Here is a 16047-nt window from a genome sequence, read left to right on the forward strand (position 1 = left end):
GACCTTTGGTTCGGGTATCGGCCTCAAGTTCATTCATCAGCATAAAAATAGCGAGGTTGGCCATGACGCGTGGCAATCGCAGGCTGGACGTTGTCCTGATGCTTGGGGCAGTGGCCCTGTTTCTTCTCCCCTGGTACCGCATCGAAGGCGGCTTCTACAGTTTTCGCTGGTTTTCGGAGTTCTTCTCCGCGTCCAGTAACGCGCCGGGTGTTCTGCAAATTCTTGTCTACGGCAAGCCGTGGCTGATTGGTATTGCGCTGATCTTCCTTGGTGCATGTGCTGTCAGGCCAATCGCCGATCCAATGCGACGCGGCAAGTTGCTGGCATGGATCGGTGCGATAGGTCTGTTGTTCCTTAGCCTACAGGGACTGGCGATCGGTTTTACCGGCTGGACATGGACCATCAGCGAGACCCTGTTTGGCCAGCTGGCTGATGGTCAGCCGTCGATTGGTGCGGGTGGCGTCTTGATGTCGCTGGTCTTTGTGCTGTTGTTTGCTTTCGGTCTTGCCGAACGCGGCGTGATGAAGGGTGATGCCTTTGTCGTCGGTTCGATTTCGGTGCTGGTTTTCCTCGTTACCGTCTTCGTGTTCTATCCGATTGGCAGCATGCTGATTGCCTCGGTTCAGGACTTTGACGGTTCGTTTAATGCCGATGGTTTTATCCGCAATATCCAGGATCCAGGTATCTGGAGCCTCGGCTGTGTGCTCGGTGAAGAACGCTGCGGCGTCGCGTGGCGGACATTGTTCCTCGCTTTGATGACTGCGTTTGGCTCGACGGTGCTTGGGCTTGGTTTTGCGCTGGTCGCAACCCGCACCCGTTTTCCGTTCAAGAAGGGGCTGCGCCTGCTGACGGTGTTGCCGATCATCACGCCACCCTTTGTGATCGGTCTTGCGCTGACGCTTCTGTTTGGCCGCGCCGGTGTTGTCACGCAGGGACTGTCTGATCTTTTTGGCATAGAGCCGGGTCGATGGCTTTATGGCCTGACCGGCATCTGGATTGCCCAGGTTCTGTCCTTTACCCCCATTTCATTCCTCGTGCTGATTGGCGTTGTTGAGGGTGTAAGCCCATCGATGGAAGAAGCGTCGCAGACGCTGCGGGCCGATCGCTGGCGTACCTTTTGGCGCGTGTCGCTGCCGCTGATGAAGCCTGGCCTCGCTAACGCCTTCCTCATTGGTTTCATCGAAAGTATGGCTGATTTTGGCAATCCGCTTGTGCTGGGTGGAAGCCATGGTGTTTTGTCGACTGAAATATTCTTTGCGGTGGTCGGTTCGCAGAATGACCCGTCACGCGCGGCTGTTCTGGCTATCATCCTGCTGTGCTTCACACTATCGGCTTTCCTTGCCCAGCGTTTCTGGCTTTCGGGCAAAAATTTCGCGACGGTTACCGGAAAGGGCGACAGTGGTGCCCACATTGCCCTGCCGCGCGGCCTGTCGATTGGTGTACACGCGGTTGTCGTTCCGTGGATGCTGTTCACCATCGTTGTTTACGGCATGATTCTGGTCGGTGGTTTTGTGAAGACCTGGGGTCTCGATAACTCTCTGACCTTTGCACACTATATCCGTGCCTTCTCGGTCAGTTTTGCAAACGGCTCCATCGCCTGGACAGGTGTCGCCTGGAATTCGTTCTGGACGACAATGGAGATTGCGTTGATTTCGGCGCCGCTGACTGCTGCTGTCGGCCTGCTGACAGCCTATATCATCGTCAGACAGAAATTTGCCGGTCGCAATATCTTTGAATTTGCCCTGATGATGAGCTTTGCCATTCCCGGTACGGTCATTGGCGTTAGCTATATCATGGCTTTCAACCTGCCTCCGGTGGAGTTGACCGGTTCGGCTCTGGTGCTGATTGCCTGCTTTGTTTTCCGTAACATGCCGGTTGGCGTGCGCGGCGGCATTGCAGCGATGAGCCAGCTCGACAAGAGCCTTGATGAAGCGTCGCTGACGTTGCGGGCCGACAGTTTCCGCACCATTAGAAAGGTCATCCTGCCATTGCTGCGTCCGGCCATCACGGCGGCGCTGGTCTACTCCTTCGTGCGTGCGATCACCTCGATCAGCGCCGTGATTTTCCTCGTCAGCGCGGAATACAACATGGCAACCTCCTACATCGTCGGTCTCGTCGAGAACGGTGAATACGGCGTGGCCATTGCCTACTCCTCAATGCTCATCGTGGTGATGATCACGGTCATTACCGGCTTCCAGCTGCTGGTCGGCGAGCGTCGTTTGCGACGTGAAAACCGTATCGCAGGCCTGCAGCCAGCAAACTCCGTTCCTCTGTCTCAGGAGAAAACAGCATGATTTCCGTAAAACCCGGTTCCGTTACCTTTCAAAATGTTCGCAAGACCTTTGGTTCCTTCGTTGCCATTCAAGACCTATCCCTCACCATTGAGCCGGGAACGCTGGTGACACTGCTTGGTCCATCCGGTTGCGGCAAAACGACAACGCTGCGCATGCTGGCGGGTCTTGAACACCCGACCGCCGGACGCATCTTGATTGGCGGCAAGGATGTCACCATGCTGCCTGCCAATGAACGTGACGTTTCCATGGTCTTCCAGTCCTATGCCCTGTTCCCGCATATGACCGCGCTCGACAATGTCGCTTATGGCCTGCAATCCTCAGGGTTACGTAAAGCAGAGGCGCGGGAAAAGGCTGAAGAAGGCCTGAAACTGGTTGGTCTTGCGGGTATGGGTCACCGTCTTCCCGCCGAGCTTTCAGGCGGTCAGCAACAGCGTGTTGCTGTTGCCCGCGCGCTGGTGCTTGAACCACAGGTGCTGCTGCTTGATGAGCCACTTTCCAACCTTGATGCGCGTCTGCGCCGCCGGGTCCGTACTGAAATTCGTGAGCTGCAGCAGCGTCTGGGTTTCACGGCGGTTTACGTGACGCATGATCAGGACGAGGCGCTGGCGGTCTCCGACCGCATCATCGTGATGAAAGATGGCGAGATCGCACAATCGGGCTCGCCACGCGAACTTTATGAAGCGCCAGCCTCATCCTTCATTGCCGACTTTATGGGCGAAGCGAATGTCATTGGTTGCGAAGTGGTTGGTATCGAAGGTCCAAATGCGCTGATCCGGGTCGGTGGTGTCGATCATCGTATACCGGCTCGTGATGCAAAAACCGGAACGGCACAACTGGCTGTTCGCCCCGGTTCTATTTCGATCGGGCAACCCGGCGGTCAAGGGTTGGCCGGTCGGGTGCTGCACAGCGCATATCTGGGCGGTCATGTCGAATATGAAGTCGAGACGGATGTCGGCACGCTGTTCATCATCGATCATGCGGTTGAAACCAGCCTTCCGCCGGCCAGTGATGTGACGCTCGGGTTCAAAAGCCGCGGCATTGCCTTGATCCAATCTTGAATTCAACCAAGTGCATAGGAATGATGAAATGACCAAGCATGATATCGGCCTCGATCAACGCTTCGAACTGGCGAAGTCTCTGGCCGCAGAAGCGGGCGCCTTGGCGCTCGATTACTTCAACAAGCGCGATACGCTTGTTGTCGAGACCAAACGCGATCTTCAGGACGTCGTGTCGATTGCCGACCGTAATGTCGAAACCTTTCTACGTGAAAGGGTGCTCGCGGCCATTCCGGAAGACAGCTTTCTGGGTGAAGAATTTGGTCTGCAGGACGGAACATCGGGTTACACCTGGGTGGTTGATCCGATCGATGGCACGGCGCCCTTTGTCAACGGCTTGCCAACATGGTGTGTATCGATTGCCGTGTTGCGTGGTGGTGTGCCAGTGATCGGTGTCATTCAGGTGCCTTGCATGAACGAAACCTACGCCGCAGCAGATGGCATGGGTGCGACGTTAAACGGTAAATCGCTCGAACTTGATCCAAGCCGCACCATCCAGAATTCAATGACCGGTATCAGTTCCAACACCATGGTGACGCCGGAACTGGTTGGCTCGATCATCACCGATCTGCTCGCCCGTGGCGGCAGTTTTATCCGCAACGGTTCGGGTGCCCTGATGCTGGCCTATGTCGCGGCCGGACGCCTCGTGGGATACTACGAACCTTATATGCGCGCCTGGGACTGCATGGCCGGTTTTTGCCTCGTGAAAGAAGCCGGTGGCCGCTTTATGCCATTCCCGGCAGAAGGTGAAGCGCTGCTGAGCGGCCATCCGGTTCTGGCTGGCAATGTCTCTGCCTATGATGAGCTGATAGCGCTGCACAACACGTGCTACGTCACGCCCGCTGCAGCCGTTGCGTAGGGCCAGGAACGGGAGATAGTCATTCACAGGATTGGCGATATCAAGCGCTGCTGCTTGCTTGCAATCAATGAACACGTGTGCAATATTGCACGCGTGTTCAAATCGATTTGATGGTGATCTCGTGGAAAGCTTGCATTACGCCGATACGCTTCAGGCTCGCGCCGATCTCTGCCGTGCGGTCATCCGCTCCGCCGGAGAGCTGGTTCTTAAGGGTTTTCATGGTGAGGCCGAGCGCAGTGTTTCGATGAAGGGTCCACAGGATTTTCTCACCGTGACGGATGCTGCTTCCGAGGCGCATATCCGCAGCATGATTGAAAAACATTTCCCGGATGATACCTTCTTTGGTGAAGAGGGTGGCGGAAATATCGGTGCCAAGGTCTGGGTCGTGGACCCTGTCGACGGGACTGCCAACTTTGCGCGGGGCATCCCGCATTTCTGCATTTCGATTGCCTATGTTGAAGATGGTCGAACAGAAATTGGGGCCATCTACAACCCGGCGCTAGACGAGCTTTATTTCGCCGTTCGCGGCGAAGGCGCGACACTCAATGGCAAGCCGATCAGTGCATCCGGAACCCAGCGTTTCGATGCCGCGTCCATCGAAATGGGATGGTCGACACGGGTATCCAACGATACCTATCTCGGTGTCGTCAAAAATCTGCTCGATATGGGGACCAATGTCCGACGTGCCGGATCAGGCGCACTTGCTCTGGCCTATGTCGCGGATGGCCGGTCAGACGGTTATCTTGAGCTACATATGAATTCCTGGGACTGCCTTGCCGGACTGCTGTTGGTCAGTGAGGCTGGAGGCGATGTCTGCCCGTTCTTGGAAATTGGCAGCCTTCGTGATGGCGGGGCAGTTCTGGCCGCCGCGCGTGGCGTCGCAGCAGGCGTAAGCAAGGCATCCGCCATTCCGCTGGCGGTGGTTGAAGCGAGCGGCGCGAGACCGGTTTCGTCGGTCGCCTGAATAAATTTGCAGTGATGAATGACGGCGCAAGCGCCGGTATGGAGGAATGGATTATGGACGGACCGGTTTATGCAAGACCCGCAATCAGCAAGATTGCCGAAGGTCTCGGGCCGCACAATGCCACGCTTTATATCGGTGGTAGTGATGGCGCGCGCGATATTGGTCTGCTGCGGCGCCACGGCATTACCACGGTTGTCAATTGCGCCGTCAATCTGGACATCAATCTGGTGCGGGGCGCCGACGAGGACGGTGATCTTCTCGCCACAGGTTACGGCGATATCCGTTATTACAAACTTGGCCTGATCGACGGGGAGGGAAGCCCGGATACGATGATGCTGGGTGCCTACTACATTCTGGATGGGGCTCTGCGCCAGACCATGCCGAAACGGGCGACCTATCCGTTCCCCGATGGCGGCAATGTACTCGTCAATTGCCGTAGTGGTCGCAGCCGGTCGGTGTCTCTGGTGGCGTTGTTTCTCCATAAACAACAGCCTGAACTTTATCCGACGCTTGATGATGCCGTTGCAGCCATCCGTGAGCGCCGCGAATTGCGTCCGGACGAATGGTTTGAAACCCCGAAGCCGAGCCTTTATGAAGCGGCGCGCCGCGCATCCGACTGGATTGATCTCGTCGAAGGCCGAAAGAAGGCTTGATCATGGGTGCAAGACATTTTTCGCCGGTCGCTGTTATCGCAGACGCACATTTTCATGATACGTCGGCAGATTTTGGATTTACCGGTATCAATGTGGATGGCCAGCAACTGACCATGCGAAGCTGGTCAGATACACGCCAATCGACCCGCGTTTTTAACGAAAGCGCTGACGCGCTGCGCGCTGCCCTCGATCAGGTGGCTGCCCGCAACATCCGGCATGTTGTGCTGCTTGGCGATTATACCGATGATGGCCAGCGTGCCACAACGGAAACGTTGCGCGGTTTGCTACAGGACCATACCCATACCCATGGCACCGCCTTTTACGCCCTGCCGGGCAACCACGACATTTTTGGTCCACAAGGTCGCCATCATCAAAAGGAATTCTTAGGGGAGACGGGGCACAGCCTGTCGATAACAAGCAATCCGGCCGTGATTGATGACGGTGTGGCATTCAGCGATGCCATGTATTGTGAAGGATATCCGTCGGGTCTGAACCCGATGGCGGCATTCGGTTATTTTCGTCGTCCGGAATATCTGCACTGGGAGACACCCTTCGGCACAAGCGATGCTGCCGACGACCGGGTTTATACCGTGACCTCGCCTGATGGCAGCAATGTCTATCGCCTGATGGACGCCTCCTATCTTGTTGAACCGGAGCCGGGCCTTTGGTTGTTGATGATTGACGCCAACGTATTTGAACCGCTGGACGGGCAGTTCGAGCGTGGCGAGGAGGCTGCCTTTACCGACAGCACATCTGGCGGCTGGAATGCGATGCTCAGGTCCAAACGCTTCATTCTGAATTGGATTGCTGATGTCAGCCAACGGGCAAAGCAGCAGGGCAAGACGCTTATGGCGTTCTCGCATTACCCGGCGCTCGATCCGTTTGACGGAGCTTCCGGTGCCGAGGCGGTATTATTCGGCGAAACCAATGTCGTACGGCGCACGCCTGTGAAGGCTGTCGAGGATGCATTGCTCGCCGCTGGCGTCACGGTTCATTTCAGTGGCCATCTGCATGTGGAAGGTGTGACGAGACGAGGAGCCTCCGGCCGGAGCCTGACCAATGTTGCGGTCCCGTCACTGGTGGCTTTTCCGCCAGCCTTCAAGGTTGTACATGCCTCGATGACTGAGGTTGCGGTTGAAACCGTTGAAATGTCAGACTTGCCCGTCAACGATCTCCTATCGCAAGGATATGGTCGAGAGACCGATATCCGCGGCGAACAGCGTGATCTGGCCTTTACCGCCGGTCACTATGGTGACTTCCTGCGACAGCACAAACGCGCTTTGGTGCGGCATCGTTATTTCGTCAAGGAATGGCCCGCAGATATAGTTGCGGCAATCGGCAACAGGCCCGTCTGGGATGTGATCTCCTCGCTTGGTGTCACGGACGAGACTATGCCTATTCGATTTGATGGCTTGGCTGATCTGCCGATGTTTGAATTGATTGCAGATTGGTACTGTCTGCGACAGGGCGCGTCGCTGGCCTTGTCGCATATCGAGCCGGAAAGGTTGATGCTTTACCGTTCGCTGGCATCGAGGTTCGGGCGGGCTCCCGGAGTTCATGACGGCTCTCTCTCGAGTTTCCTTGGGATATTCTTCGGGGCTCTCGGGCTTTTTCTTGATCGTGCCGAAGGAGGAGCGCAGAATCTGGTTCTGTCGATCCCGACGGTTGGCGACGTCGTGCCGGCATAATTGTCGATATGAGGTGAGTGCATGGAATCGGCCATCGTAAGCATCAACCTGTTTGGCGCAGTCGCTCTGCTGCTCTTTGGTCTGCGTCAGATTAAGGACGGCATGTCTAGAGCGCTGGGTGCAAAGTTGCGGACCGGCCTTGCTGCCGGCACACGAAGCGGCCCTCGTTCATTTGCTGCCGGTTTCCTTGCAACCGTTGCGCTGCAAAGCTCGACAGCCACCGCCCTGATGGTCGCATCCTTCGTTGAGAAGGACATGATCGTGCCAGCAATGGCGCAGATCGTCATGCTTGGTGCAAACATTGGAACAGCGACCACGGCGTGGATCGTTGCCTTGGGTCTCGGTTGGTTGTCGCCGCTGCTGATCCTGGCCGGTGTCGTGTTGATGCGCATGACCTCTTCAGCCAAGCAGGGCGCTGGCACGGCGCTTGTGGGTGTCGGTCTCATGCTCTTGTCGCTGCATTTGCTGTCTGCGGCCACCGATCCGCTGCGTCAGTCGCCAGTACTCAATCTTTTCATCACCATGCTGGGTAATGCCTGGCCGGTTGCTTTGATGTTTTCAGCAGGTCTTGCTGTGCTGGCGTCGTCCAGCCTCGCGGTCGTTATTCTGATCCTGTCTTTGGCTGCGAGCGGCAGTATCGATTCCAGTCTGGTGATTGTGCTGGTGCTTGGCGCTAATCTCGGCGGTGCCGTGCCGCCAGTTCTGGCGACCATGAAGGCATCGATTGCCGCAAGGCGTGTGACGATTGGCAACCTCATCATTCGCGCCATTGGTTGCGCCGTTGCCATGCCACTTGCCGGTTATGGTGCCGCGATTTTGGAACTTCCCTATTTTTCGCACCAGCAGCTCGCAGTTGATGCGCATCTTCTGTTCAACATTGCCGTGGCGCTGATTGCCTGGCCATTGTCACCGTTCATTTTGCGACTGACAGCGGCCATCCTGCCGGACAAAAAAACCGGCGATGATCATCGCAGCTTCCTTGATAGTCATGATCTCGACCAGCCGGTTGCAGCTCTTGCCGGTGCCAGCCGCGAAGTGATGCTGGTTGGCGATCTGGTTGAGCGCATGTTGCGTCAGGCTGCAGAAGCAATGCGCCGTAACGACCTTTCGCAACTGAGTGAAATCAGTGCACTTGAAGGGCGCGTCGACCGAATTCAGCATGAAATCAAGGTGTTCGTGTCGCGGGTCGGGCAAGGGCAGTTGAGCGATGAGGATTATCGTCGTTCAATGGATATCGTTGAATATGCAATCAATCTTGAGCATATCGGCGACATCATCGAAAAGGGCATCCGGCCGGAAATTGCCAAGAAGGTTAGCCTTGGTTTGACCTTCTCTGAAGACGGCCAGCAGGAATTGCTGCGCCTGTTCACCATCACGCTCGACAATCTGCGCATGGCCCAGACGGTTTTTTCGACGAAAAATTCTGAACTGGCGCGCCGTCTCGTCGAAGTGAAGGAAGATGTTCGTCGACTGGAAAAGCAGTCATCCGCCCGCCATTTGCAGCGCCTGCGGGACGGCAGGGCCGACAGTATCCAGACGAGTTCTCTGCATCTCGATTTGTTGCGAGACCTCAAGCGCATCAATGCCCATGTCGTGGCGGTGGCGCTTCCCATTCTCGATGATAGCGGCCTGCTTAACGAAAGCCGTATCCGGCAAGTCAATTAACGCATGAAAGCCAGTTAACGGGCGGTTGTCCGCTCCACCATGCTGACCGGTACGACCTGCAATCTGGTTTCCGGTTCGTCGCTGTCGAGCGCGGTCAGGACCTTTTCAGTCAGCGCATCAAAGGACTGGGCGATGGTGGTGAGCTGATAACTTTTCCAGCCGGCCTGGGGGATGTCGTCAAAACCGACAACCGAAAGATCCTGCGGTACGCGGCGCTTCATTTCCAATCGGGCGGCGTCGAGGAAACCGAGCGCCAGCAGGTCGGTGACGCAGAATGCGCCATCTATATCCTTGTCTTTCAGCAATTCACAACCGGCCTGATAACCGCTGTCATAACTGGTTGGACCGTTAGACCAACTGACAACTTCAATGTCTTCGCTGTCCATCCGTTTGGTAAAGGCCTTGGCGCGGCGAAGCTGTGCCGGGGTCTGGCTGCCACTGGTGACGACGGCAACTTTTTTGCATTTCGCAGCCCGCAGCCGCATTGCCGCCAGATCGGCGCCGTGTGAATCGTCACTGAGAACGATATTGGTGTCGGTGCGGTCCACGCTCTGGTTGATCAGGATAAGACGCACGCCATTGGCAATACATTCATCCACGATCGAGGCCGGTGGTTCACCTGACAGTACAACGATTGCCTGCGCACGGAACTCAAAAAGCAGTTCGATCAGCGGTGCGATATCTTTGCGTGCATCAGCGGCGTTCAAAAGAAGGCACTGTGAACCACGACGCAAAAGCGCAAGGCTTAAAGCATCGAGTTGTTTGGAAATGAACGGCGAACTGAGATTGGCACCGACCACACCAATGAGATTGGAACGATCATTGTTCAAACCCTGCGCCAGACGATTGACGCGGTAGCCAAGATCTTGCGCCGCTTTCAGAACCTTCTTGCGCACCGCTTTCGACACGCTGCCGCCCGGGGTGAATGTTCGTGATACGGCCGAGCGAGATACGCCAGCCCGTTTTGCCACTTCTTCCGCCGTTACAAAGCCTCGGGCCATGCATTCCCCCTGATATTTTTCACTTCATCACAGGCCACAAAGTTGGGGTTTTTCCAATCCCCAAAATGTCGAAACACGCGTTTGTGGTGCGAGAATTTCTCGTAACGCGTGGTCCGGCACGTCCATTGTGACGTCTCTGTTCAACTCTGTCACAGACACGCGTGATGTCATTTTTATCTGACGGGCTTTCCCTCTGATCACGTGTGCAATAAATATCCAAAATATACATAAAATAATCAAGCAAAATCAATTAATTATAATATTGATCACGTGTGCAATTTTATCATTGACAAAACCTTCATGAGGATTGATCATCCAACCATAGTCGAAGGCAGTGGGGCTCAAAATCCATGCCTTGGATAAGCAGGAGCGCCCCTGATTGGGCGTTCACCAAGGCTGACGGGTCGGGAGTCCCGTCGGGAGGATTGAATACATTGCTGATGCCCACAGTGCCCAAAATCGTATTTACGCGATTTGGGTGGAGGGATTTTGCGCGCTTTTCATCGAGTGGCGCATGACATCGCAATGGAAGGCCTGGGGAGGAATGATGGCTCTTCTAAGTGACACAAACAAAGCCGATGCGGTGGAGCAACGCGCCATAGGTTCACCTTCAGCGTGGCAGGCTTGGCGCTATCGGCTGAAGATTGCGCTGCGAGAGCCGACGACATTGATCGGCGTTTTGACCGCCTTGCTGTTCACCTATCTGATTGTCGTGCCGATCATATCGATCGTGCTGGATTCTGTGCGGGTGCAGTTTGGTCATGAGCGTCGGCTTGGCAAGGATGTCGGCGATCTCACGATGTATTATCTCGACCGCTCGTTTTTCTCGCCGGTCGCAACGGACCTGTTCTGGCGGCCGCTGGCCAACACGCTGACAGTGGCGCTAGGCGCAATTTCCCTGTCGCTGGTAATTGGCACCGTGCTGGCTTGGCTGATCAGCCGCACTGACATGTTTGGCCGTCGCTGGTTCGCGACTGCGCTGATCGTGCCTTACATGTTGCCTGCATGGACATTCGCGCTGGCCTGGACAACCCTGTTCAAAAACCGCACCGTGGGTGGCCAGCCGGGCTGGTTTGAGGCCATGGGCCTAACCCCGCCGGACTGGGTTGCCTATGGGCGTTTTCCAATCACCATCATTCTGGCCCTGCATTACACGCCGTTTGTCATCCTGCTGTTTGGTTCTGCCTTGCGCCGGTTTGACTCGCAGCTTGAAGACTCGGCCCGTATTCTCGGTGCGCGTCGTTATCAGGTTGCCATCCAGATCATCATGCCGTTGATGCGCCCGGCGCTTCTGTCATCGATGGTGCTGATTTTTGCAAAGTGCCTTGGCGAGTTTGGTGTGCCCTACGTTCTGGGTCTGCCAGTGAAGTTCGAAGTGCTGTCAACGTCGTTGTTCCGCAGTATCGCCTCGCGCCAGACGGGTGTTGCCGGTGTGGTTGCCGCATCGATCATGTTGATCGGTATCATCACCTTGATGATTGATGCACGGCTGGTGCGGGAAGCACGTCGTTTCGTGACGATCGGTTCCAAGGGATCAATGAACCGCCAGAACCGCCTCGGCAAACTTCGCCTTCCGGCAACCGGGTTTGCTGCGGCCGTCTTTATCTTGAGCGTTGGCATGCCGTTGCTCACGCTGGTTCTGTCGACTGTCATGAAGGTGCCTGCGCGTTTCACCTTCGACAACTTCACCCTCGATTACTGGATCGGCACCAACCTGCACACGGTTGCGCTGCAGACAGGCGTGCTATTGAGCCCTGATCTGTGGGCGGCTGCCAAAAACACCATGATGATCGTTGGTTTCGCATCACTGACTTCAGGTGTGCTTGGTCTGCTGGTCGGTTATGTGGTTATCCGTACACCAGTGCGCAGTCTGTCGGTCTATTTGCGTCAGGTAACCTTCCTGCCATATCTGGTCCCGGGCATTGCCTTTGCGGCGGCCTATCTGTCGCTGTTTGCGGTACCGCGTGGTCCAATGCCTGCGCTTTATGGCACGGTGACCATCCTGATACTGGCGCTGATTGCTGATCAGATGCCCTATGCGTCGCGTGCCGGTATTTCCGCCATGACGCAGCTGGGCAAGGATCCGGAAGAAGCGGCACAGGTTGCTGGTGCTGGCTGGTTCCGCCGCATGATCTCCATCGTGATTCCGATTCAGAAGGGCTCACTGGTTACCGGCGTGCTGCTGCCCTTCATCTCGGGCATCAAGGGCCTCAGCCTCTTCGTGATCCTGGCGGTACCGAGCACTGATGTTCTGACCACCTTTTCCCTGCGACTGGTCGACTACCACTACACCCAGGCAGCCAATGCCGTGGTGTTGATCATTGCCGCAATTGCCTATTTCGGCACGCTGTTGGCCCAGAAGCTGACACGCACAAATCTTGCAGAAGGACTTGGAAGCTAATGCCTACAATCAACCTGCGCGGCGCGCAGAAAAACTATGGTGTGAACTCCGCAAACGCGGTTGCCGATCTTGATCTGGAAATCCGCGACGGCGAATTCATGTGCCTGCTCGGTCCTTCTGGCTGCGGCAAGACCACGACCCTTCGCATGATTGCGGGGCTGGAAAACCTGTCGGGTGGCGAGATCAGGGTAGGAGAACGGGTGGTCGACTCCGTACAACAGGGCGTCTTTGTACCACCGGAAAAGCGTGAAATGGGTCTGGTGTTCCAGAGCTATGCGCTGTGGCCGCACCTGACGATCGAGCGCAATACCGATTTTGGTTTGAGACTGCGCAACTTGCCGAAGGCCGAACGCGAAGCGCGGGTAGAGCGCGTCATGCAGGCTCTCGATATTGCCAAGTATCGTGATCGTTACCCGTCGCAGCTGTCCGGTGGTCAGCAACAGCGTGTTGCGCTGGCTCGTATGCTGGCGGTCAATCCGGGCGTGCTTTTGCTCGATGAGCCATTGTCCAACCTTGATGCGCGCCTGCGACTTGAAATGCGTGCTGAGCTGAAACGTCTGCACAACGAGTTCAAGACGACGATTGTTTTCGTGACCCATGACCAGTGGGAAGCGATGACACTGGCAACGACGATTGCTGTGATGAACGAAGGCACATTGCAGCAGATGGGTACACCAAACGATATCTATGATCGTCCGGCAAACCGTTTCGTTGCCGAATTCGTCGGTAGCCCGCCAATTAATATTCTGACCTTCGGCAAACCGGGCGTGTCTGACATTGCCGACAAGGCCGAAGCCTATTTCGCGAAGAATTACCCGAAACTGCGCGGCATCGGTTCGGTTGGTATCCGGCCGGAAGCGCTGGAATACACCTCAAAACAGAAGTCTGTGCCGGAAAACAATTTCGGCGTGGAGATGACCGTTACTGGCGTACTGCCAACCGGTGGCAGCTGGATCCTCGAATTGAAGAGCCAGAACCACACGCTGTTTTTGACGACGCATGCCCTGCCACGGATCGACAGCGGCGAGCGGGTATTTGTGCACGCGCCGCTGGAAGCCCTGCATGTCTTCGACGCGGATGGGCGTCGGGTCAACGAGGCGGACACGGTGCTGAGGAAGAATAGTTACAACTGAAATTCACTGATCATTGGGGCGCTTGCTGGAGGAGAAGCAGTATGAAGCGTAACGTGAAGGGATGCATGGGCCGTTTTTTGTTAACGGCCGCGGTTTTGACAACGCTGGGGGGCGTGGTGAAGGCGGAGGAGCCTTTTAACCTCGATGCCCTGGTTGAGGCCGCAAAAAAAGAAAAGCCGATCACTGTCTATGACAGCACCGGCAAGATTGTCGAAATGGCTGCAAACTTTGCCAAAAAATACGGACTTTCCGCCGAAGGTTCGAAGGTCAAGGCAACAGCACAGCTTGAGATGATCATTCGTGAGGCGCGTGCCAACAATATTCAGGGCGACGTGTCGATTATCAGCGATGCTCCAGCCGCCATGGCGCAGCTGATACCTCAAGGATTTGCGGAAAGCTGGCTGCCACCGGATCTCGCAGACAAGATCCCTGCAGAATACCAGTCGCCGTTGACCGTGGTGAACAGCGCCAATGTATGGGCCTACAACACTGAACTGTTCGACAAATGCCCTGTCACCAACATCTGGGAGCTGACCGAGCCAAAGTGGAAGGGCAAGGTTGCTATGCAGGACCCGCTCGGCAAGGCTTCCTACGTCGACTGGTTCAACCAGATGGCCAAACACGGCGATGACAAGGTCGCAGCCGCTTACAAGGAATTCTACGGCAAAGACCTTGAAAAGGGCGAGGAAACGGCAACGGCAGCTTGGATCAAGGCGCTCGCAGCGAATGCTCCGCTTCTGACCGACGCCGATGCGGCGGCTGCAGATGCGGTGGGTGCACCGGGCCAGTCTGAGCCATTCATGGGGCTGATCAGCTCTGCCAAGTTCCGCGACAATGCCGACAAGGACATGAAACTCGGCCTCTGCAAGGATTTGAAACCATGGCTCGGCTGGCTTTATCCCGGCGTTGGCCTGATCACCAAGGGCACGGACAGTCCGAACGCTGCCAAGCTTTTCATGCATTACGTGATGACTGCTGAAGGCATCGCACCGCAGGCAATCGACGGAAAGATGTCCACCAACCGTGATGTCAGCCTGCCTTCGGACGAGCCTTCCGGCATTGGCGCGGTTCTTGATCAGGTGCTGCCGTACAGCATGGCAAGCGCTCTCGAAGATTGGGATGCGCGCGAGGACTGGCAGGATTTCTGGCGGATGAATTACCGAAAATGAATGGCGATGTGGAGTTGATATCATGACCCAAACCAAACGAACCAAGCTTGATCGGCGCAAATCGGCGGTATCCGCCGTTGCACTGCTGGTTGCAACAGCTCTCAGTGGCGCGGCCCATGCTGAAGATGCCTTTAATCTTGACGCGCTGATCGATGCGGCTAAAAAGGAACCACCGATCACCGTTTATGCTGTCACCGGCAAAATCGTTGATACCGCGAAGTCTTTCACCGAAAAGTATGGTGTTCAGGCCAGCGGCAAAAAGGTGAACGAAGCAACGCAGATCGAACTGATGATCCGCGAGCACCAAGCCGGTAATATCGTTGGTGACGTCAGTGTCGCCACCGATGTGGCCTCCGCCATGGGCGAGTTGCTGCCACAGGGTATCGTTAGCAGCTGGACGCCACCGGATCTGACGAACGACATTTCCAAAAAGCTGCGCGATCCGCTTGTTGTCGTCTCAGACCCTCATGTGTGGACATATAACACCGAAAAATACGACAAGTGCCCGGTCAGCAATATCTGGCAACTGACGGAACCGCAGTGGAAGGGCAAGCTTGCTATGCTCGACCTCTTCGACAAGCCGCTTTATGCCGACTGGTTCAACCAGATCGAGACCCATCACGATGAGGATGTCGCCAAGGCCTATGAAGCGCTTTACGGCAAACCGCTTGATACGACCAATCAGACGGCGACGGCCTCCTGGGTGAAGGCATTTGCGGAAAATGCGCCGCTATTGTCGGATTCTTCGACCGTGGCAGAAGCTGCCGGGGCGCCGGGACAGGCCGAACCTTTCTTCGTGATCACGTCCACGGCAAAATACCGTGACAATGAATCCAAGGGCCTGAAGCTTGGTCTTTGCACTGGCGTACAGCCCTTTACCGGCTTTCTGTATCCCGGTTTTGGTCTGATTGCAGGCCAGACGAAAAGCCCCAACGCCGCAAAACTCTTTGTACGCTACCTGATGACTGAAGAGGGCATCGCTCCGCAAATCGCCGACGGCAAGATATCGGGCAACTCGAAGATTGGCCTGCCAGCAGATGAGCCATCGGGCATCGCCAAGCATCTCGACGAGCTGATGGCATTTGATGCGAGCACCGCTGCTGAGGACCTGGACAAGCGTGAAAGCTGGCAGGATTTCTGGCGGGTCAACTACAAAAAATGAAGC

Annotated in this window: 12 protein-coding genes; 11 read left to right on the forward strand and 1 reads right to left on the reverse strand. The window is 56.0% G+C overall.

All coding sequences use genetic code 11. The features are described 5' to 3' along the window. Positions 1–62: 62 nt before the first annotated feature. The 7 genes from M2418_RS19440 to M2418_RS19470 all read left to right on the forward strand — a co-directional run bounded on the left by M2418_RS19440 (position 63) and on the right by M2418_RS19470 (position 9178). Positions 63–2294, forward strand: coding sequence for an iron ABC transporter permease (locus tag M2418_RS19440; protein ID WP_259148677.1), 2232 nt, complete (start codon positions 63–65; stop codon positions 2292–2294). Continuing rightward, positions 2291–3352, forward strand: a complete 1062-nt coding sequence (locus M2418_RS19445) for an ABC transporter ATP-binding protein (protein ID WP_250984393.1) — start codon at positions 2291–2293, stop codon at positions 3350–3352. The genes M2418_RS19440 and M2418_RS19445 overlap by 4 nt, the downstream gene beginning before the upstream one ends. A gap of 28 nt (positions 3353–3380) precedes the next feature. After that, entirely contained in the window at positions 3381–4208 is an 828-nt protein-coding gene (locus M2418_RS19450) for an inositol monophosphatase (protein ID WP_259148678.1), read from the forward strand. A 121-nt stretch (positions 4209–4329) separates the two neighbouring features. Continuing rightward, positions 4330–5172, forward strand: coding sequence for an inositol monophosphatase family protein (locus M2418_RS19455; RefSeq protein ID WP_259148679.1), 843 nt, complete (start codon positions 4330–4332; stop codon positions 5170–5172). A 53-nt stretch (positions 5173–5225) separates the two neighbouring features. Further along, on the forward strand, positions 5226–5825 hold the full coding sequence (locus M2418_RS19460) for a dual specificity protein phosphatase (RefSeq protein WP_192489853.1): 600 nt from the start codon (positions 5226–5228) through the stop codon (positions 5823–5825). A 2-nt stretch (positions 5826–5827) separates the two neighbouring features. Beyond that, the gene (locus M2418_RS19465) at positions 5828–7513 is read left to right on the forward strand and encodes a metallophosphoesterase (protein ID WP_259148680.1); all 1686 of its coding nucleotides are present in this window, start codon (positions 5828–5830) and stop codon (positions 7511–7513) included. A 21-nt stretch (positions 7514–7534) separates the two neighbouring features. After that, a complete protein-coding gene (locus M2418_RS19470; protein ID WP_250984398.1) occupies positions 7535–9178 on the forward strand; it encodes a Na/Pi cotransporter family protein in 1644 nt (547 codons plus the stop codon). A 14-nt stretch (positions 9179–9192) separates the two neighbouring features. Here M2418_RS19470 and M2418_RS19475 read toward each other — a convergent pair whose 3' ends face one another. Next, positions 9193–10179, reverse strand: a complete 987-nt coding sequence (locus M2418_RS19475; protein ID WP_250984399.1) for a LacI family DNA-binding transcriptional regulator — start codon at positions 10177–10179, stop codon at positions 9193–9195. Positions 10180–10726: 547 nt separating this feature from the next. Between M2418_RS19475 and M2418_RS19480 the strand changes: the two genes are divergently transcribed. Genes M2418_RS19480 through M2418_RS19495 form a run of 4 tightly spaced genes read left to right on the forward strand, consistent with a single transcriptional unit; the run spans position 10727 to position 16044 of the window. Next, positions 10727–12580, forward strand: coding sequence for an iron ABC transporter permease (locus M2418_RS19480; protein WP_259148894.1), 1854 nt, complete (start codon positions 10727–10729; stop codon positions 12578–12580). Next, the gene (locus M2418_RS19485; protein ID WP_259148681.1) at positions 12580–13713 is read left to right on the forward strand and encodes an ABC transporter ATP-binding protein; all 1134 of its coding nucleotides are present in this window, start codon (positions 12580–12582) and stop codon (positions 13711–13713) included. The genes M2418_RS19480 and M2418_RS19485 overlap by 1 nt, the downstream gene beginning before the upstream one ends. 41 nt (positions 13714–13754) lie before the next feature. Continuing rightward, positions 13755–14882 (forward strand): ABC transporter substrate-binding protein, encoded by a 1128-nt coding sequence (locus tag M2418_RS19490; RefSeq protein ID WP_250984401.1) that lies wholly within the window; start codon positions 13755–13757, stop codon positions 14880–14882. Between the two features lie 22 nt (positions 14883–14904). Beyond that, positions 14905–16044 carry an ABC transporter substrate-binding protein gene (locus M2418_RS19495; RefSeq protein ID WP_250984402.1) on the forward strand — a complete coding sequence of 380 codons (1140 nt, stop codon included), beginning with the start codon at positions 14905–14907 and terminating at the stop codon, positions 16042–16044. Positions 16045–16047 lie beyond the last annotated feature (3 nt).

This window comes from Rhizobium sp. BIGb0125, from assembly GCF_024810055.1.
Lineage (GTDB): Bacteria > Pseudomonadota > Alphaproteobacteria > Rhizobiales > Rhizobiaceae > Agrobacterium.

Bases quoted from the DNA above. Each gene is read 5' to 3' on its own strand.
- M2418_RS19440 (WP_259148677.1), top strand. From the start codon at position 63: ATGACGCGTGGCAATCGCAGGCTGGACGTTGTCCTGATGCTTGGGGCA.
- M2418_RS19445 (WP_250984393.1), top strand. From the start codon at position 2,291: ATGATTTCCGTAAAACCCGGTTCCGTTACCTTTCAAAATGTTCGCAAG.
- M2418_RS19450 (WP_259148678.1), top strand. From the start codon at position 3,381: ATGACCAAGCATGATATCGGCCTCGATCAACGCTTCGAACTGGCGAAG.
- M2418_RS19460 (WP_192489853.1), top strand. From the start codon at position 5,226: ATGGACGGACCGGTTTATGCAAGACCCGCAATCAGCAAGATTGCCGAA.
- M2418_RS19465 (WP_259148680.1), top strand. From the start codon at position 5,828: ATGGGTGCAAGACATTTTTCGCCGGTCGCTGTTATCGCAGACGCACAT.
- M2418_RS19470 (WP_250984398.1), top strand. From the start codon at position 7,535: ATGGAATCGGCCATCGTAAGCATCAACCTGTTTGGCGCAGTCGCTCTG.
- M2418_RS19475 (WP_250984399.1), bottom strand. From the start codon at position 10,179: ATGGCCCGAGGCTTTGTAACGGCGGAAGAAGTGGCAAAACGGGCTGGC.
- M2418_RS19480 (WP_259148894.1), top strand. From the start codon at position 10,727: ATGGCTCTTCTAAGTGACACAAACAAAGCCGATGCGGTGGAGCAACGC.
- M2418_RS19485 (WP_259148681.1), top strand. From the start codon at position 12,580: ATGCCTACAATCAACCTGCGCGGCGCGCAGAAAAACTATGGTGTGAAC.
- M2418_RS19490 (WP_250984401.1), top strand. From the start codon at position 13,755: ATGAAGCGTAACGTGAAGGGATGCATGGGCCGTTTTTTGTTAACGGCC.
- M2418_RS19495 (WP_250984402.1), top strand. From the start codon at position 14,905: ATGACCCAAACCAAACGAACCAAGCTTGATCGGCGCAAATCGGCGGTA.